Below are 18,478 nucleotides of genomic sequence, written 5' to 3'. Positions count from 1 at the left end.
GACCGAACCCTTGCGCTGGTCGTCCTGGTAAGATACGTCGCGCCCACATGGCGTCCCCCCTCGTCGTCGGAATCGCGGGCGGCACCGCGTCCGGCAAGACCACCGTTGCCCGCAAGGTACGCGAGGCATTGGCCGATTGCCGCGTGGCCTTCATCGATCAGGATTCATACTACCGGGACTTGAAGGACCTTCCGCTGGCGGACAGGCGTGAGGTGAACTTCGACCACCCGGATGCCTTCGACAGGGAGCTGCTGGTTCAGCACCTGCAAGCGCTGAAGTCCGGGCAGCCCATCCAGAAGCCCGTCTACGACTTCGTCACTTCGTCGCGCACGCCGCAGACGAAGAACGTGGACCCCGGCGACATCATCCTCATCGAGGGCATCCTGGTGCTCCACATGAAGGAGGTCCGGGATGTGATGGACGTGAAGATCTACGTCGACGCGGACGACGACCTTCGCATCCTCCGGCGCCTCACCCGCGACATCAAGGACCGCGGCCGCGACTTCGACCACGTGGTGAGCCAGTACCTGCGCCACGTGCGGCCCATGCACATGGGCTTCGTGGAGCCGTCCAAACACTTCGCGGACATCATCATCCCGCACGGCGGCAACAACGAGATTGCCATTGGCATGCTGGTGGGCGCGCTTCGCGGCAAGCTCTCCGGCGCCGTGAAGCGGGACTAGTCAGCACCGCCGCAGGAAGTCGCTCAGCGGGCCATGGAGCCGCTCCGCGTCCTGGAGCAGTGCCGCGTGGTCCCCGGGCCCCGGCAGCTCGAGGAAGCGGGCGCTCACGCCCGCGGCGCTCAGCAGGTGGTAGGTGTCACGCACCCGGTTCACCGGGGCCATGGCATCCGACGTCCCCGTCACCAGGAGCACCCGCGCACGGATTCGCGAGAAGCCGTCCGACACGTCACTGCCCGCGTACGCCGAGCACAGCGACGCCCAGGACACCGCGTCGAAGGCGTCCGCGAAGGCGTCCGCTTCAGTCTCCAGCGCGGCGCGGGCCGCGTCGGGGGCCGGGTACGCGGAGGCCAGGAACTCACGTCCGCAGAGCAGCTTCAGGAAGTCCAGACGCAGCTTGCGCATCGTCTTTCGCGGCGGCGCGTCCAGCGCGTAGAGGCCGTCCCGGTAGTCCGGATCCGCGCGCAGCACCTGCCAGGACAGGCCCAGCTTCTCGCGCACGCCTTCGGGCAGCGCGCGCGCCGCGCCGATGGCCACCACGCCCTCGGCCAGGTCGGGGAACAGCGACGCCAGTCGCAGCGCCACATGGGCGCCCAGTCCCACGCCCACCAGCGCGCGCACCTGCGTCAGTCCCCGCGCGCGCAGCGTGGCCGACACGGCGCGCGCCATGTCCTGCACCGTGAGCGGCGGCAGCTCGAGCCCCCAGCGTTCACCCGACGCGGGATTCACCGTTGCGGGCGACGTGCTACCGAAAGGGCTGCCGAGCAACCCGGGGGAGAAGACGGGGGTGATGGCGGGGTCCAACGCGAGGTTCGTCCCCACCAGGGCGCGTCCCCAGCCGGAGGGCTGGTACGCCGAGTCCTCCGGCGGGCCCAGCGCGAGGTGCGAGTGCGCGAGGTCGTGCAGCAACACCACCGCTTTGCCGTCTGATGGTTCTCCGTAGGCCGCCCAGGCCACCTGGGGATTGCCCAGCAGCTCTCCTTCCTCCAAGGGAAGGGGCGTGGTGAACAGGTGGGTCCCGGTGGCCTGGATCACGTTGGGGATTTTTCATATCACTGCCAGGACAAAGGCACAGGAGACTGCCGCGTGAAGCGCTACTTCGGAGTCATCGTCATCGTCGCGGGTGTGCTGCTGGCCGCCGTCATGAGCTATCGCAGCGCGAGCGGTCGCGCGCTGGAAGCCCAGCGGGATGCGGATCAGCAACGGATTCACGCGGAGTACCTCGAACGGGTGGGCTGGATGCGCGCCAACCCGGACGAGGCCAGCTACCGCGATGAGTTGAAGCCCTTCTTCAAGCACTACTTCGAGCAGGTGGACGCGCACCTCACGCGTTTCAAGGGGAACACGAAGTTCGACGACTATCTCCTGGAGCTGGAGAAGCGCGAGGAGAGTGGCGCGAAGGATGACCGTGCCAACGACCGCAAGGCCTTCTACGAGTACACGCGCAAGACGTTCGACAGCCTGCGCGAGGGCCGTTACCGCCCGGTGTGGACGGCCACGGACAAGGGCATGCGCCTGGACATCATCTCCTCCGACGTGGTGATGGTGCTGGGCAAGCCGCAGATCCGCCTGCAACTGGCGGTGTGGGGCGCGCAGCGTGTGCTCAAGGACGACGGCAAGGTGCTGAAGATGATGACCAGCGCCACGTTCGACACGGTGTGGAAGCTCACCGACGCGAAGGGGAAGCTGCTGGGCGAGATGCGCGGCGCCGACCCGTCCATGAAGATTGACCACCCGGAGCGCTTCGTCCGGGCGTTCCCCCCGCAGATGGTGCTGGGCCACTACGACCTGGACCTGCTCCCGAACGAGGTGGCGAAGGTGGAGATGACCATCAACCTCTCCTCCAGCGCGGCGTCGGGCGGCACCGCGGCGTCCACCTACGTGTGGAAGCTGGACGTGCCGTCGGAATGGAAGCTCGGCGCCGGCGAGTCCTGGGAGGGCGCCACCCAGGAAGAGCGCCCCGAGGAGGAGATCGACCCGTCGAAGGCCGCGGCGAACTAGGCCTTCGCGGGGGTTACTCCACCACCGTGAAGTGAGAGCCGAGCCGGTACGCGGACAGCGTGCCGGCATCGTCCAGGAAGTAGAGGTTGAGGCGCACGTCGGCCTGGAGCGCGACGAGCCCCACGCCGGCCTGGACCTCCGCGAGCACCTGCCCGCCGCGGGGGTCCACCGCGCGGACGCGCTCCCCTGGCACCAGCGTGACGTCGCGCGCGGTATGGGCGGGGAGCGCGCTGATGAGCGGCTCGCCCGCGGCGCCCACGCGCCAGTCCACCGTGCCGGATGCGGCCACCCGTGTGGCGGCGCCCGAGGCGCTCGTCACCACCACCGCGCGGGGGAGGGGCGCCAACGCATAGGGGCCAGGGCCCAGGTTGAGCGGGCGCTCCCAGAGGCGCCGGCCCTTCGCGTCCAGGCAGAGCAGCATGCCTTCGCGCTCGCGCTCTCCGGCGATGAACACCCGCGAGCCCACGGGCAACGGCGCGGACAGGTGGGACAGGTCCGGCTCATGCGTCCACACGGATTCGCCGGTGTGCGCATCCGCGAGCAACACGGCCCAGTGCGAGCCGCGGCCCAGCATGGCCAGGAAGCGCCGGCCCCAGGCCACGGGTGGCCCGTGGAACGGCATGGGCGCGCGCATGCGGTAGCGGACCTGGCCGTCCTCCAGGTCGAGCCCATAGAGGTAGCCCGAGTCCGTGCCCACCAGCGCGCGGTGTCCCTGGGTGGCCAGCCAGCTGCGCTGGGTCCGCGGCGGCGCCAGGCGCCAGACCTCGCGGCCCGTGGCCTCCGCGAAGGCCACGACGGTGCGGTCCTCGGACAAGGTGAGCAGCAGGCCGTCCTTGCGCAGCAGCAGCGGACCCAGGGGGATTCCGTCGTGGTCATGCAGCCAGCGCGCACCGCCGCCCCGGCCCGTGAAACCGTAGACACGCGCGATGTCCGCCGCCACCGCGTGGCCATCCGCCGACGCGGCCACACCCAGCGCCGCGGCGCGCTTCCACAGTAGGGCTCCGTCCTTTCGGGAGAACGCGGAGGCGAGCTGCGGCGCGCAGTACACCGGCCCGTGCCGGCCGAGCAGCAGCCTCGATTCCTCCGCGTCCGGCAGGCCGCGCTTCTCCCACAGCTTCGCGAAGCGCAGCCGGCGCAACCGGCCGGGGACCTTCAACGGACGTGAGGTGCCCTGGCCCGTGGCCCGGGCCTTCTTCTCTCGGGCCGCGCCCCTGGCCTCGGGGGGCTGCACGGGGCCACGCAGGTGCGAAAGGCCCTCGCGGCAGCGCTCCGCCAGCTCCATCCGGTACGGGTTGGCCACCAGCGCGCGGTCCGCCTCCGCGAAGGCCGCGGCCAGGGACTCGCCCAGGTGGAAGAGGGCGGCGGCGAGCACGTTGCCCGCGAGCGGGAAGGGCGTCCCGGTGCGTCCCGCCTTCGCCTGGCCCGACTTCAGGTCGACCAGGAGCGAAGGCTTCGCCCCCGCGGGGGCCAGCTCGAAGCGGCTTTCGCCCAGCTCCACCGCGCGCGCCAGCTCCACCGCCTGTCGCGACAGCTCCAGCGCCGTCAGGAACGGCGGGCCGGGGACGCGCCAGGCCTCGGCCTTTCCGGGCAGCGACAGCCAGACCTCGCCCGATGCCAGCAGGGGCGCCAGCAGTCCGGCCGTCCCCCGCGCGGCGCCACGGCCCATGGGGACGCCGGCGTCCCGGAGCTCGAAGCCGAAGCCCGGGACTTCCGTGGGCTCCACGCGCCGGGTGGCGGGCCGGGCCGGCGCCTCGTCTGGAGGACGGGCGGGCCGGTTCAGGCCTTTCAGCGGCTCCTTGAGGGCTTGCCCCACGGTGGTGGCCAGCGACTTGGGCCCGGCCCGGGTGACGTCGGCGAGGAAGCGCTCGCCGGCCTCACGGACCGTCTTCACCAGTTCCTCCAGCTCCACCCGGACGGGCGGGCGCATCAGCCGGGCAGGGCGGGAGAGGTTGGCCACCAGCAGCTCCACCTCCGGCCCCATGCGGCGGAGCACCAGCTCCAGGTGGGCCTCGGGCAGGGAGACCTGGGCCAGTTTCTGACGCCCACCCGCTAGCGCCGCAACTGAGCGCACCAGGGAGGGGACGACTTCTGCTAGAGACTCCTCCACGGCCCCGGACAGAAGGTCCACCCCGTCCAATTCCAGTGCGATGGAATCGAGCGGGGAAGCCGCGGGTTCGCGTTTCCAGCGCTGTCCGATGCGTATGCGGGTCATCTTGCGTTCGTTGACAAGCCAGTTTAGCGATGGCTAGCATCCGCCGCCTATACGGACCTACATTTTTGTAACCGTTCGGAATTCCTGGGGAATACTCGATGACATTCTACGAGGCCGCGCTCCGCATCCTGGAGAGCGAAGGTCGTCCCCTCCACTTCCTTGAAATTACCGAGAAGTCCATCCAGCAGAGCCTGCTGTCCCACGTGGGCAAGACGCCTGAGGTGACGATGCTGTCGCGCCTCGCAGCCATGGCGCGCCGCACGCGGGATCGCAAGGTACTTGTGACGGCGAAGGACACCTTCGCGCTGGTTGACTGGTCGATTCCCGAGGACGTCGAGGCACTGGCTCAAACCGGCGTGGTCGAGCCGCATCCTGAAGAAGAGCTGCCGCCGCTGCGTCCGGCGGAGCGTCACCCGGAGCCGCGCACGGACAACGTGCGGGTCGCGGGCCGTGGCAGCGACCGCAAGCGCCGCCGCGATGAGGACGAGGAGCGTGGCGGTCGCCGCAAGCGCTTCCCGCCGCTGCCCGAGGTGGTGTTCGAGATTCTCAGCGAGTCGGACATCGGGCTGCGCACCGATCAGATCATCGAGCGTGCCCGGGCCAAGGAGCTGTGCGCCGAGGACACCACGGTGGAGGCGGTGCTCACCGCGCTGCTGGAGGACAACCAGCGTCGCATCGACGCGGGCCGCCGGCCGCAGTACGCCTTCAGCAAGGACTCTGGTGAGGTGTCGCTGGAGCGCGCTGGCGCCCCGAGCGAGGCCCCTCCGCTGGAACTCCAGGCCGCGTTCGCGCAGGCGCTGGGCATCCCGCTGGAGGCTGGCCGTCCGGTGCTGGGCAAGCCAGCTGCCGCGGGCGAGGCCCCGGCGGATGCCGCGCTGGTGTCCACGCTGCGCGCCGCGCTCAAGGACGCGCGCCGCTCCGTGGCGCGTGGGCTGCGTAAGCGCCTGGGCGAACTGGACGTCGGTACGTTCGAGAAGTCCGTCGTGAAGATGATGCACGGCCTGGGCTTCCGCGAGCTGAAGGTGGCCAAGCGGTCCAAGGAAGGGCCCTTGCTCACGGCGCGCAAGCGCGAGGGCAGCGTGGAGTTGCGCTACGCGGTGCGCATGCTGAAGGGCACGCCCGGCATCGACCGCAAGTCGGTGCAGGAGCTGCGGCGTGACCTGGGCCACTACTCGGCGCAGGTGGGCCTGTTGGTGAGCCCGGGTGACGTGCGCGGTGATGCGCGCACCGAGGCGCAGGCCAATGGTTCGCTGGTGATGCTCTGGTGCGGTGACGCGCTGGGCGAGAAGTTCCTGGAAGCGGAGACGGCCGTCTCCGTCACGCAGGTCGCGCTGTACGAGGTCGACGAGAAGTTCTTCGAGGCCGCGAAGCTGGATGCCGAGGAGGCCCAGAAGCGCCGCGAGGAGCGTCAGCGCGAGAAGCAGGCCCGGGAAGGCGAGGAGCCCACCGAGGCCGCGGCACCGGCGGAACGCGAGCGTCCGCGTGAGAAGCGCCGCCGTGAGCGTGAGTCGCGCGAGGCCCGTGAGGCTCGTGAAGCGGAGGCCACCGCGGGGGCTTCCACGGAGGAAGCTCCGGCTGCTCCCGTTGGTGATGCGCGTGAAGCCGCTCCGGTTCCGGCCGCGCCGGTCCTGCTGGGCCACGAGGACGATGAGGAGGGCGACGACGAGGACGGGGAGGATGACGACCTCGAGGCCGCCAGCGCTTTCGTGGGTGGTGCGCGTCCCGATGGAACTGCCGCGGATGCCGGTGCCGAAGGGGCACCGGGTGACCGCAAGCGCCGCCGCCGTCGTCGCCGGGGCCGTCGCGGCCGTGGCAGCCGCGCGGGTGAGGCCGGTGCCACCGGAGCTCCTGGTGAGGCGGGGGCTGCTGGAGAGGCCGCTGCCGCTGGTGAGGCGGGCGCTGCGGGTGCCGGTGGTACCGCGGGCGAGGCGGGAGTCGCGGCTGCGGGTGCTGGTGGTGCCACAGGGGAGGCGGGTGCCTCCAACACAGGTGCCGGTGGTACCGCGGGCGAGGCCGGTGCTTCGGCTACGGGTGCTGGCGAGGCCGGTGCTTCGGGTGCCGGTGGTACCGCGGGCGAGGCGGGTGCCTCCGTTACGGGCGGTGCCGCTGCTGGCGAGGCCGGAGCCTCGGCTGAGGGCGCTGGCGGAGATACGGCCGCCTGGAGCGTCGCTGGAGAGACGACTTCTGTCGGTGCCACCGGAGTGTCGACTGCCGGGACCGGTGCTACGGGGGTCGCGTCTCCTGCTGCGAACGGTGCTGGCGAGGCACCGCCCGTCTCCAAGTCCGGCGATGCGAGCGCTGACAGTGGAGCGGGCTCGGTTGCTGCCCCAGGTGCCGTGTCGGGCGAAGCGATTGCCTCTGCTGGTGATGTCGGTTCCGGGGCGGTCTCCGGCGAAGTGGCATCCGCGTCCGTGGGCGTCGCCACACAGGTGGACGTGTCCGGGACTGCTCCTTCCGAGGAGACGTCATCGGTTGCTCCGACTTCGGGGCTGACTCAGGCGGGCGTGCAGGACGGCTCGGCGGGCGAAGTGGCCCCTGGTGCCGCGATGACGACGTCTTCTGGATCCGCGGAGGGCGCACAGGTCAGCGAGCCTGCTCCCTCTCCCACCGACGGTGAGCCGTCCGCTGACTCGTCCGTGCCCCCCAAGGGGCCGTCCGGGGAGCGCGATAGCTGACGCGGCACTCCAGGAGGTGAGGGATTGGTCGGCGCCGCCGCTCTCCAGGTGTTACCCTGGGGAGCGATGAAGCCGGTCCTGTTGCTCGCCTCCTGCGTCGTCCTGCTGCTCGGTGCCTGCCGATGGCAGTCGCCGCGCTACCCGGTGGCGCCGGTGGAACTCTCCGGGGCCACCCTGCGGGACAACGCCCTGCTGGGCCTGGCTCCCGAGGGCGTGGCCACGCTCTTCACCGCCGCCCTGAAAGACTCCGGCCGTTTCGAGCAGAAGGGCGCGGAGGCGCCTCGCGAGGAGCGGCCCTGGCGCCTGACGCTGGATGTGCCCTTCACCCGCGAAGTGCTGAAGGACGGTGACCCGCGCAGCTTCGCCGAAGTAGGTGCCAACCTGGTCCTGGAGCGCTTCGGTGGGAGTCTGCCCCAGCGCTACGAACTGGTCGGGCTGGGAGAGGCGCCCGTCGAGGAGGACTCGCCCGCGGGACGGCAGAAGGCCATGCGCACGGCACTGGCCAACGTGCTGCGCCAGGTGACCGAGTCCGCCGTCATGCAGTTGACGGCGCTGGACCGCACCGATGAAGAGCTGGTGCTGGACCTCAAGGCCTCGGACTCGCGGGTGCGGGAGTTCAGCCTGCGCACGCTGGCGGAACGGCAGCACCCGGCGGCCGCGCCGCTGCTCATCGACCGGCTCAAGGAAGCGACCGACGCAGAGACGGTGCGCAGGACGATGGGCTCGCTCGTGGAGATGAAGGCGCGAGCCGCCGTGCCCGTGCTCATCGACCTGGTGCGTGGCCGTGACCTGGGCTTCGTGCAGGAGATTGTCTTCGCGGTGGGCGAAATCGGTGGCCCGGAGGCGGAGGCCTATCTCTACACGATGGCGCAGGGGCACGATGCGCCCGCCGTCCAGGCCGCCGCGCAACAGGCGCTGGACACGCTCTACGCATCACGTAAGCACTCACCTGCGGAGGCGCGTGGCCCCAGCCGCGCGGACTGACATCGACATGAAGCGTTCATTCGGCATGGGCGGGGCCGCGGTGCTGGCGGCCCTGGTGCTGGGCACGGGCTGTTCCAAGAACGTCGACGCGGCGGCGGGCGCGAGCGCCAGCACCGATGACGTGTCCGTGTACTACCCGCTCGCGGTGGGCAACAGCTGGACCTACCGGCTCAACGGCCGCGACGACAAACAAGTCACCGTGGAGATTCTCAAGGAAGAGGCCGGCGTCTTCCATGACAGCCAGGGCGGTCAGCTCTCGCTGGACGGCTACGGCTTGAGAGACCCCAAGCGCTACCTGCTGCGCGGTCCGGTGCGGACCGGGCACTCGTGGACGAACGTGGTGTCCGTGTCCTCCACGGAGCGCTACCACATCGTCCAGGCGGGGGACTCCTGTGAGACGCCTGCGGGCACCTTCCCGAACTGTGTCCAGGTGGAGGGCCGCAACCGGGTGGACGCCAAGGCCACGCTGGTGAATACGATGACGTTCGCGCCTGGCGTCGGCGTGGTGCGCATCGAAGTGGCCGTGGAGACCAACGGCCAGCTGATGCCGCAGACCTCCCTGGAACTGACGGCCTGGCAGCTCCGGGACGGCGCGGCGCCGCCTTCGGGTTGATACGGTGGAGGAATCTCCACGAGGTGCCGCTGTGGCCGCCAATGCGAACGAGCAGACCCAGGAAGAGCTCATCCTGAGCTTCCTGTCGGAAAGCGGGGGCGACTACACCTCCGGTGAAGCGCTCTCCAGCAAGCTGGGCCTGTCGCGCACGGCGGTGTGGAAGCACGTGGAGGCCCTGCGCGCGAAGGGCTACCGCATCGAGGCGGTGTCCGCGCGAGGCTACCGGCTGGTGGCGGTGCCGGACCGGCTCACCTCGCTCGAGGTGGGCCCGCTGCTGGGCACCCACGACCTGGGCCGCACCATCCACCACCACGAATCGCTGCCTTCCACCAACGAGAAGGCCTTCCGCCTGGCCCAGGATGGCGCTGAGCACGGCGAGGTCGTGGTGGCCGAGCAGCAGACCGCGGGCAAGGGGCGCCGGGGCCGCACCTGGGTGTCCCCGCCGGGCCTCAACCTCTACTTCTCCGCCATCCTCCGTCCGGACCTGCCGCCCCAGCGTGCGCCGGAGCTGACGCTGGTGGCGGCCGTGGCGCTGGCGGAATCGCTGCGCGACGCGGGCGTGGAGGCCGCCATCAAGTGGCCCAACGACGTCCAAATCGACGGCCTCAAGGTCGCGGGAATCCTCACCGAGCTGTCCGCCGAACCCGAGCGCGTGCACTTCGTCATCGTGGGCGTGGGGGTCAATCTCAACTCCCAGGCCGAGCACTTCCCGGAGGAGCTGCGGGCCACCGCCACGTCGTTGTCGCTGGCCCTGGGGCAGCCGGTGCACCGGACCCGCTTCGCCGCCTCCCTCTGGACGCGGCTGGAGGAGTGGCTGGACCTCTATCTGGCCACGGGCTTCGACGCGGTGCGTGCCCGCTGGAAGGCGCTGTCGTCCACGCTGGGGCAGGACGTGCTGGTGCGCACCGACCGGCAGGAGCTGCGGGGGCGGGCCGAGGACATCGACCCGTCCGGGGCGCTGCTGGTCCGGACGGCGGAGGGCTCGCTCGAGCGCGTGTTGGCGGGCGACGTGGAGCAGCTTCGCCCACGGCGATAGAGTGCGCGGTGTGATGCTCCTGGCCATCGACGTCGGCAACACCAACACCGTGCTCGGAGCGTTCGAGGGCCGGCGCCTGCTCGACCACTGGCGCGTGGAGACCAGCACGCGCCGCACCTCGGATGAGTACGGCATCCTGGTCCGGCAGCTCTTCGCCCATAGCGGCATCGATCCGACGAAGGTGACAGCGGTGGCCGTGTCCAGCGTGGTGCCGCCGCTCCAGTCCAACCTGGAGAAGATGAGCGAGCGGTACTTCCGCATCCGGCCCATGTTCGTCGGGCCCGGCGTGAAGACGGGCATGCCCATCCTCTACGACAATCCCCGGGAGGTGGGCGCGGACCGCATCGTCAACGCGGTGTCCGCCTACGAGAAGCACCACGCCGGCGTGGTGGTGGTGGACTTCGGCACCGCGACGACGTTCGACGCGGTGTCGCCGAAGGGGGAGTACCTGGGGGGCTGCATCTGCCCCGGCATCAACATCTCCATGGAGGCGCTGTTCCAGAATGCCTCCAAGCTGCCGCGTGTGGAGTTCGCGCGGCCGCCGCATGTCATCGGGCGCAACACCGTGCACTCCATGCAGGCCGGGCTCGTCTACGGCTACGTGGGCATGGTGGACGGCATCTGCACCCGCATGCAGGCCGAACTGGGCTTTCCGGTGAAGGTCGTCGCCACCGGAGGGCTCGCGTCGCTGGTGGCCAGCGAGTCGAAGGTCATCCACCAGGTGGATGAGTTCCTCACGCTCGAGGGCCTGCGCATCATCTACGGAAGGAATCACGCGTCATGACCACTGCCGCTCCCAACGCTGTCCCGACACCGCCCCCGGGCTGCCCCTTCGATGCGGAGTTCCTGCCGCCCAACCTGCGCAAGCACGTGGACCCCGCGGCGCCGGTGCCGCTGCGGATGATGGCGGCGAAGTCGCTCGTCCCGCTCAGCCCCTCCGACATGGTGGGTGCGCTCTACATGCTCACGTACGATCCGGACGCGAACGTGCGCGAGACGGCGGCGAAGACGGCCGCGGGGCTGCCGGACAGGATTCTGGGCTCCGCGCTGCGCGACGAAGAGGTGCAGCCGCAGGTGCTCGGCTACCTCCTGGGGCTCGTGAAAGGCAACGAGGCCTACGCGGAGATGCTGGTCCTCAACGCCAGCACGCCGGACGACGCGGTGGCGGACGTGGCGAAGGACTGCAGCCCGAAGCTGGCGGAGATCATCGGGCAGAACCAGCTCCGTCTTCTGCGCCACGAGGACATCCTCCGCAACCTCTGCGTCAACGCGAGCGCGCCGGTGTCGCTCATCGACAACGTCTGCGACTTCGCGGTGCGCAGCGGACTGACGCTGATGGACGTGCCGCAGATGAAGGCCGCGCGCGTGCGCGTCTTCGGCCCCGAGGCCGCGGAGGCGCCCCCGCCGCAGGGCCCCACCGCGGAGGAGGTGCTTCAGGAGTTCCAGGAGGCCGCGGACGAATCCGCCGCCCCCATGGAGGAGGGCAAGCGCCTGACGCTGGCCCAGCGCATCATGCGCATGTCCATCGCGGAGAAGATCAAGCTGGCCACGCTGGGCAACAAGGAAGCCCGCACCGCGCTCATCCGCGAGACGAACAAGCTGGTAGCGGTGGCCGTCATCCGCAGCCCGCGCATCACCGACGGCGAGGTGCTCTCGTTCGCCACCAACCGCGCGATGATGGATGACGTGCTGCGCGTCATCTACAGCAACCGCGAGTGGACGAAGAACCACAAGGTGAAGATGGCGCTGGTGAAGAACCCCAAGGTCCCGCTCACCGTCACCATGAAGTTCCTCAACTCGTTCCGGGACGCCGAGCTGAAGGACCTCAGCCGCGACAAGAACGTGCCCGCGGCCGTGCAGGGCTTCGCGAAGAAGCTGCACGAGAAGAAGACGACCCCGAAGAAGCAGGGGTAGGGGCCGGCGGTGCCCCGGGCGCGGTGGGCCCGGGGAGCGCGGCCCGTGCGACTAGGCCGCGGCTTCGCTGGCGTCGTCCGCCACCGAGGAGGCGGGCTCGTCCAGGAGCTGCTGGGCGATGACGAGCGCCTTCTTCGTCTTCTCGCGCAGCTTCTCCTCGCTCTTGATGCGTGCGTAGAGGCGCGTCACGCGCTCCTCGTTGCGGGCCGTGGCGGCCTCCAACTCGGCGATGCGGCCGCGCAGCTCGTCGGCCTCCGCGCTGGCGCGGCTGCTCTGCTCGGACAGCTCCACCTGGGCCTGGCCCAGTTGGACGCGCAGGTCCTCGGCCTCATGCTGCGCGGCCTGGACGTCCGCCTCCAGCTGCCCCGCGCGAGCGCGCAGCTCCTCCAGCTCCGCGGCGTAGGCCTGCGCCTGGGCCTGGTGCTGGTCCAGCTCCGTCTGCAGCGCGGTGAGCTGCGCGGACGCGCCCCGGGCCTCTTCCTTGGCGGCGGCCAGCTGCTGGTCCACGCGCTTGCGGTCCGAGGCGAGTGAGTCCGCCCGGGCGCTCAGCGTCTTGAGCTGGGCGTCGCGCTGGGCGAGCTCGGACTCGGCGGTGCTGGCCTTCTGCTCCAGCTCCAGGCTCTGGTCCTTGAGCTCGATGATCTCCTGGTCCTTCTGATTCAGCTCCGTCTTGAGGCGGAGGATCTCCTTGTCCTTCTTGTTGGCCGCGTCGCGGAGGGCGAAGGTGTCCTTGTCGTTCTTGCCCGAGGACGCCCGGGCCGCCTCCAGCTCCGTGGCCTGGCTCTCCAGCTGCGCCTCCAGGTCACGCACGCGCTCCTCGGCGTGGGACGCCATGCCACGCGAGTCGTCGAGCTCGGCCTGGAGCTCGGCCACCCGCGTGCGCAGGCTGCGCAGCTCCGCGGCGTCGGCGGCCGGCGCCACCGCGACGGGCGGCGGGGCGGGGCGGGGGGCCGCGATGGGGCGGGGCACGGGGGGCGGCGCGACGGCGCGGGGAGGCTCGGGAGGGGGCGCGGCTACGGGAGCGGGGGCGATGAAGCCGATCACCGTCTTCTCGTCGGAGTCATCCAGCCCTTCCAGCGGATCATCCGAGTCGGTGCCCAGCGAGTCGAGCGTGGAGAAGTCCTCCTCCACGCCTTCCACCACCGCCTCGGGCGGCGCGACGACGACTTCTTCCTCGAAGGACGGCGGCTCCTCGGGGGCGGACAGGTCGCCGAAGGCGGCGTCCAGGTCCAACTCCTCGCCGGTGACGGGAGGCTCCTCCGCGGTTTCCACGGAGATCTCCTCGCCGAAGTCCGCCGTCATCGGCTCGTCGCCAAGCGCGTCCAGCGTGAGGCTCTCGTCGTCGACGTCCTCGGTGGCGGGCAGCTCGGGAAAGCCGATCAGCGCCCCAGCGCGCTCCACCAGTTGCTCCGCGTCCACCGGCTTGGCGACGTATTCGTCGGCGTGGGCCTTCAGCTTGCGGTGCTGCGCGAAGCCGTCCGGGTTGCCGATGATGAGGATGGGGACGTTCTTGAGGTCATCGTCCTTCTTCAGCTTGCCGCAGATGAGGTAGCCGTTCTGTCCCGCGGACAGGTCCACCGCGAGCACCACGAGGTCCGGCCGGTCCCTGCGGATCTGCTCCACGCTGCCCTTGCCGTCGGTCGTCTCTTCGACCGTGAAGCCCCGGCCCTCCAGGGCCGAGCGCAGGGTGGCGGAGAGCGCGGTGTCGCTTTCGACGATCAGGATTTTCTTCGACATGGAGGGACGGCCCGTCCTGGTGTGCGGCGCGCGCAAACGCCCTACCGGCCGCGACGCGCAAGGTGATGATGTGCGTCGAGGCTATCGGCCATGCGCGGGAGCGTCAATGTTCGGACCAGGCGGAATTCCGGCTGCCCGGGGAGCGGGCAAGCGCCGTCACACAGCCGACGTTTCCGTCACTGAGGGTACGTCGGGTACGTCACGGGCTCGACGGAGATGGGAGGCCGGGAGCGTGGCGCGCGAGGCGCGGGCGGGAGCGAATACAGCGGCTCGTCGGCCTCCGGCGCGGACTTGCGCGCGAGCTTCTCACCGCTGTCGCGCTCGGCGAGCATCCGGCGGATGTCGCTTTCGTCCATGTCCGTCACCATCTCATAGACGATTTCATCGTCGCGCCAGGTGACGACATTGAAGCCCTGCGCGGAGTCCACTTCCACGGCTTGCAGGGCCTGGAACTTCGGGATGGAGACTTCGTCGTTGCCAGGGAGCACGAAGACGCCCAAGCGGCGGCTCGGCTCACCTTCGTTGTCGGGAAGGGTCTCGTAGCTGATGTACGCGACTTCGCGGCCGTTGAGGATGGAGATGCGCCCGCCCAGCGGCTTGGCCTTGGGAATCTGCGGGACGGTGATGCGCGGATCCACCTTGTCCTTGAACCACTCCTCCACCTGCTCCGGCGCGTTGGAGGCAATCTCGAAGGGGAGCGCCTTGCTCTTGCTGTGGCGCTGCACCGCTTCCGTCCTGGCCGCGCTCAGGCGCTGCTCGGCGTGGAACGCGGCCCAGCCGCCGCCCACCGTCACCACCACCAGCGCCATGGCCCCGGCGCGCAGCCAGACGCCGAACTGGACGCGGCGCTGCTCCTGCTTGAGGCCCACTTGGATGCCGGCCCGGAGCGAGGCGGGGGCCCGCATGCCCGAAACGGAGTGGCGCGCGGCTCGCCGCAGCGCCTGCTGCATCTGCTTCTCTTCCTCCGCGCGGCGCCGGCAATCAGCGCACCCGGAGAGGTGGGTTTCGAGGTCCACTCGTTCCTCGGGCTGGAATTCGCCGTCGAGGTACGGATAGAGCAGCCGTTCGAGGTCCTGGCAGTTCATGGCGCGCGCTAGGAACGGGTTTCTACCCTGTCTTCTTCCTGTGGCGATACTCTTCCAGGTCCGCGGGGGCGTTCACCGGCTCACCGTCATGCCGGAATACGCCCTGGCCCTCGGCGTACTCACGCAGGTTCTTCTGCAGGAGCTTGCGTCCGCGGAACAGGCGGCTCATGACCGTGCCCACGGGGCACTCGAGAATCTCCGCGATCTCCTTGTAGGAGAACTCCTGGAGGTCCGCGAGGATGACCACCAGCCGGAAGTCGATGGGCAGCGCGTCAATGGCCCGCAGCACGTCGTCCGACAGGAGCCGGTCGAAGAAGTACTGCTCGGGGTTGGCCGCGAAGTCCGTCGCGTCCCGGCTCACGAAGCGCTCGTGGACGGCCTCGCGCTCCACGCCTTCGACCACCGTGCGCTCCTTCACCTTCCGCCGGTAGCGGTTGATGAAGGTGTTGGTGAGAATCTTGAAGAGCCAGGCCTTGATGTTCGTCCCGCGCTCGAACTTGTCGAAGAAGCGGTACGCCCGCATGCAGGTGTCCTGCACCAGGTCCTCGGCGTCGCGCTCGTTCTTCGTCAGGCGCAGCGCCGCCGAATAGAGCGGGTCCAGATGGGCTAGCGCCAGCTCTTCGAATTCCTGCTTCGTCCGGTTGGGTTGCCTGAAATCCAACATGTCCCGCCTTCCAAGGGCCCGAAACAAAAGGGGAATGAGTTGTCGCTTACCCGCCAAATGTATGCACGGGAACAACCAGGGCAACAACGGCATCCCACGACACCCGCCCGGACGCCCGCTTCGGGAATACACGACGCCGGCCAGGGAAACATATTCCCTAGCAGAGATAACGAACGGGGAGGCCGGATGTCGCCATCCGAACCTCCCCGCCAGGGACTGCGTCGTTTGCCTGCTTACCGGGCTTACTTGCCGGCGAGCGCGTCCGCGATGGGCATATAGGGGTAGCCCATGTCCTTCGCGACGGCCTCGTAGGTGACGTGGCCGTTGTAGGTGTTCAGCGCACGCGAGAGGGCGCGGTCCGCCTTCACGGCCGTCGCCAGGCCCTGGTTGGCGATCATGAGCGAATAGGGGCGGGTGACGTTGGTGAGGGCGTAGGTGGACGTCTGCGGCACGGCGCCGGGCATGTTGGCGACGCAGTAGTGGACGACGCCGTGGACCTCGAACGTGGGGTTGTCGTGGGTGGTGGGCTTGCACGTCTCGATGCAGCCACCCTGGTCCACCGCCACGTCGACCACCACGGAGCCCGGGCTCATCTCCGAGATGAGGGCCTCGGAGACGAGCTTCGGGGCCTTGCGACCGGGGATGAGCACCGCGCCCACGACGAGGTCGGCCTCGCGCACGGAGCGGGCGATGCTCTCCGAGTCGGAGGCCAGCACGCCGACGCGGCCGAGGAACACGTCATCCAGGTAGGTGAGGCGCTCCATGTTGACGTCGATGATGGTGACCTCTGCGCCCATGCCCACCGCCACCTTGGCGGCACACAGACCCACCACGCCGCCGCCGATGACGGTGACGCGGCCCCGGCGCACGCCGGGCACGCCGCCCAGGAGGATGCCCTTGCCGCCGTGGGCCCGCTCCAGGCACTTGGCGCCTACCTGGATGGCCATCTTTCCGGCCACCTCGCTCATGGGCTTGAGCAGCGGAAGGCTGCCGTCGTCCGGCTGCAGCGTTTCATAGGCCACGGCCGCGGCCTTCTTCTGGAGCAGCGTCTTGGTCAGCTCCGGGTCCACGCCGGCCAGGTGGAAGTACGTATAGATGATCTGACCGGGCTGGATGCGCGCGTACTCGGGCGCGATGGGCTCCTTGACCTTGATGATCATCTCCGAGCGCTTCCAGACCTCGTCCGCGGTGGAGACGATCTGTGCGCCGACGCGCTGGTACTCCGAATCGGGGATGCCGGAGCCAACGCCGGCGTTCGTCTCGATCAGGACCGTGTGACCCGCGGCGATGAAGGCGGCGGCGCCAGCCGGCACCATGCCGACGCGGTACTCGCGGGTTTTGATCTCCTTGGGAACTCCGACGATCACGACTGCCTCCGAGAGGGGACGTAAAAAAGCGCGCGGACCCTAACGAGGGCCCAAGGGGGAATCAAGGCGCGGGCGGACAGCCCGGCATGAGCGCCATTTGCGTCAAACACCCCTGATGACATGACGCGAGGCGTTGGATGCGATGCGTGATGAAGCGTGCGCCGCTCGTGTTAGTTACCAGGGACATGACGTCTGCTCCGAAGCTCCTATTCGCGGACCCCAAGGGACGGGTGATGGAACATCCGTACCTGCTCGCCACGCTGCGCAGCGGCGAAGAGCTCGTTCCTCCGCAGGACAAGCCCATTCCGCTGCCGTCCGCCGGGCGGCTCGTCCACCTGCCAGGGCGCCTCCCGGTGGGCCTGCATCCGGAGACGGGGGAGCTGGAGCTCGTCCGCGAGATGAAGGTGGGGGGCAAGACGTTTGTCCCCAACGCAGTGGGCGCGCTGCTGCCCCCCGGCTACACGCGCACCTTCCTCCCCGGCGAGGTGAAGGGCAGTGGCCCCGTGCTGCCGCAGTGGGCGTACACCGCCGCGGCCTGGGTGGGAGAGGGGCCGGTGGCGTGGGCCATCCATACCGACCGTCGCTCCCACTGGGACCCGGAGCGGTTCTCCACGCCGGACATGAAGGACCTGGTGGCGAAGCACATGGCGCGCTTCCCGGACAACCGGGTGCTGAAGCAGCTCAAAACGTGCGCGATGCTCTATCGGTGCTTCACGTCGCAGAACACCTTCTACGTGCGTGACGAGGCCGCCATCCCCGCGTCCGTCATGTGCAACGCACGCTGCGTGGGCTGCATCTCCGACCAGCCGGCGGACGGCCCACCGGCGTCGCACGAGCGCATGGATGACGGGCCCACGGGTGAGGAGATGGGCCAGATTGGCCTCTTCCACCTGGAGCACGCGCCGGGCCGCACCATGGTGAGCTTCGGCCAGGGCTGCGAGGGCGAGCCGCTCACGCGCTGGAAGCAGATTGCCGAGGCCATCCGCTACATGCGGGCGCGCACGCAGGCGGGCTCCATCAACATCAACACCAACGCCAGCCTCACGCGCGGCCTGGAGGCCCTCTTCGACGCGGGGCTGGATGCCATCCGCGTGTCGCTCAACTCGGCGGTGAAGGACCTCTACGAGGCCTACTACAAGCCGGTGAAGTACGGCTGGGAGGACGTGGAGGCCTCCATCGCCCTGGCGCGTGAGCGCGGCGCGTACCTGGCGCTGAACCTGCTGCTGTTCCCCGGCGTCACCGACCGCGAGGGCGAGGTGCGGGCGCTGGAGCGGCTCGTGAAGAAGTACCGCGTGGACCAGGTGCAGACGCGCTCGCTGTGCATCGACCCGCTGCAGTACCTGGAGGTGGCGCGCGAGCGCGGCGCGGGAGGAGAGCCGGTGGGCATCCGCACGCTGCTTCAGCGACTGAAGGCGGCACGCCCGGGGCTCATCGTGGGCAACTTCGCGCGCGGGCTGGAAGAGCGCGAGAACGCGGCCGGGCTCCGGTAGCGCCCAAGGGGCGGGGGAGG

15 protein-coding genes are annotated in these 18,478 nt (G+C 69.7%); 9 read left to right on the top strand and 6 right to left on the bottom strand.

The features are described from left to right. Nucleotides 1-47 precede the first annotated feature (47 nt). Nucleotides 48-683: a uridine kinase gene (gene udk / locus OZ403_RS21620; protein WP_140792544.1), complete on the top strand. Its 636-nt coding sequence runs from the start codon at nucleotides 48-50 to the stop codon at nucleotides 681-683. Here udk and OZ403_RS21615 read toward each other — a convergent pair whose 3' ends face one another. Next, nucleotides 684-1,715: an alpha/beta fold hydrolase gene (locus OZ403_RS21615; protein WP_140792542.1), complete on the bottom strand. Its 1,032-nt coding sequence runs from the start codon at nucleotides 1,713-1,715 to the stop codon at nucleotides 684-686. Nucleotides 1,716-1,766: 51 nt separating this feature from the next. Here OZ403_RS21615 and OZ403_RS21610 point away from each other — a divergent pair, with 51 nt between their 5' ends. After that, nucleotides 1,767-2,681, top strand: coding sequence for a hypothetical protein (locus OZ403_RS21610; protein ID WP_174259314.1), 915 nt, complete (start codon nucleotides 1,767-1,769; stop codon nucleotides 2,679-2,681). A 13-nt stretch (nucleotides 2,682-2,694) separates the two neighbouring features. Here OZ403_RS21610 and OZ403_RS21605 read toward each other — a convergent pair whose 3' ends face one another. Continuing rightward, entirely contained in the window at nucleotides 2,695-4,893 is a 2,199-nt protein-coding gene (locus tag OZ403_RS21605; RefSeq protein ID WP_268781614.1) for an outer membrane protein assembly factor BamB family protein, read from the bottom strand. A gap of 98 nt (nucleotides 4,894-4,991) precedes the next feature. Here OZ403_RS21605 and OZ403_RS21600 point away from each other — a divergent pair, with 98 nt between their 5' ends. From OZ403_RS21600 to OZ403_RS21575, 6 genes are all read left to right on the top strand, one after another. Further along, a complete protein-coding gene (locus OZ403_RS21600) occupies nucleotides 4,992-7,568 on the top strand; it encodes an HTH domain-containing protein (protein WP_268781613.1) in 2,577 nt (858 codons plus the stop codon). A gap of 66 nt (nucleotides 7,569-7,634) precedes the next feature. Continuing rightward, nucleotides 7,635-8,552 carry a HEAT repeat domain-containing protein gene (locus OZ403_RS21595; RefSeq protein WP_140792536.1) on the top strand — a complete coding sequence of 306 codons (918 nt, stop codon included), beginning with the start codon at nucleotides 7,635-7,637 and terminating at the stop codon, nucleotides 8,550-8,552. Then, the gene (locus OZ403_RS21590) at nucleotides 8,530-9,165 is read left to right on the top strand and encodes a hypothetical protein (protein ID WP_140792534.1); all 636 of its coding nucleotides are present in this window, start codon (nucleotides 8,530-8,532) and stop codon (nucleotides 9,163-9,165) included. Before OZ403_RS21595 ends, OZ403_RS21590 begins: the two co-directional genes overlap by 23 nt. A 31-nt stretch (nucleotides 9,166-9,196) precedes the next feature. Next, nucleotides 9,197-10,201 (top strand): biotin--[acetyl-CoA-carboxylase] ligase, encoded by a 1,005-nt coding sequence (locus OZ403_RS21585; RefSeq protein ID WP_140792532.1) that lies wholly within the window; start codon nucleotides 9,197-9,199, stop codon nucleotides 10,199-10,201. Nucleotides 10,202-10,214: 13 nt separating this feature from the next. Further along, on the top strand, nucleotides 10,215-10,985 hold the full coding sequence (locus tag OZ403_RS21580) for a type III pantothenate kinase (RefSeq protein WP_268784891.1): 771 nt from the start codon (nucleotides 10,215-10,217) through the stop codon (nucleotides 10,983-10,985). Next, nucleotides 10,982-12,115 carry a hypothetical protein gene (locus tag OZ403_RS21575; RefSeq protein WP_140792529.1) on the top strand — a complete coding sequence of 378 codons (1,134 nt, stop codon included), beginning with the start codon at nucleotides 10,982-10,984 and terminating at the stop codon, nucleotides 12,113-12,115. The genes OZ403_RS21580 and OZ403_RS21575 overlap by 4 nt, the downstream gene beginning before the upstream one ends. Nucleotides 12,116-12,166: 51 nt before the next feature. On the opposite strand, the gene OZ403_RS21570 is transcribed toward OZ403_RS21575, so the two are convergent. The 4 genes from OZ403_RS21570 to ald all read right to left on the bottom strand — a co-directional run bounded on the left by OZ403_RS21570 (nucleotide 12,167) and on the right by ald (nucleotide 16,968). Further along, the gene (locus OZ403_RS21570; protein WP_268781612.1) at nucleotides 12,167-13,852 is read right to left on the bottom strand and encodes a response regulator; all 1,686 of its coding nucleotides are present in this window, start codon (nucleotides 13,850-13,852) and stop codon (nucleotides 12,167-12,169) included. A 176-nt stretch (nucleotides 13,853-14,028) separates the two neighbouring features. Then, nucleotides 14,029-14,937 (bottom strand): anti-sigma factor family protein, encoded by a 909-nt coding sequence (locus tag OZ403_RS21565; RefSeq protein ID WP_140792525.1) that lies wholly within the window; start codon nucleotides 14,935-14,937, stop codon nucleotides 14,029-14,031. Nucleotides 14,938-14,959: 22 nt separating this feature from the next. After that, nucleotides 14,960-15,601, bottom strand: coding sequence for a sigma-70 family RNA polymerase sigma factor (locus OZ403_RS21560; RefSeq protein WP_011554150.1), 642 nt, complete (start codon nucleotides 15,599-15,601; stop codon nucleotides 14,960-14,962). Nucleotides 15,602-15,843: 242 nt separating this feature from the next. Continuing rightward, a complete protein-coding gene (gene ald, locus OZ403_RS21555; RefSeq protein WP_268781611.1) occupies nucleotides 15,844-16,968 on the bottom strand; it encodes an alanine dehydrogenase in 1,125 nt (374 codons plus the stop codon). A gap of 185 nt (nucleotides 16,969-17,153) precedes the next feature. Between ald and OZ403_RS21550 the strand changes: the two genes are divergently transcribed. Beyond that, nucleotides 17,154-18,458, top strand: coding sequence for a radical SAM protein (locus OZ403_RS21550; protein ID WP_140792521.1), 1,305 nt, complete (start codon nucleotides 17,154-17,156; stop codon nucleotides 18,456-18,458). The last annotated feature ends 20 nt before the right edge of the window (nucleotides 18,459-18,478 follow it).

Origin of the sequence: Myxococcus sp. NMCA1 (genome assembly GCF_026810205.1) — a bacterium.
In the GTDB taxonomy this organism is placed as follows: domain Bacteria; phylum Myxococcota; class Myxococcia; order Myxococcales; family Myxococcaceae; genus Myxococcus; species Myxococcus xanthus_A.
The sequence above is the reverse complement of the archived record's forward strand: the minus strand, read 5'-3'. Positions and strand labels throughout refer to the sequence as shown.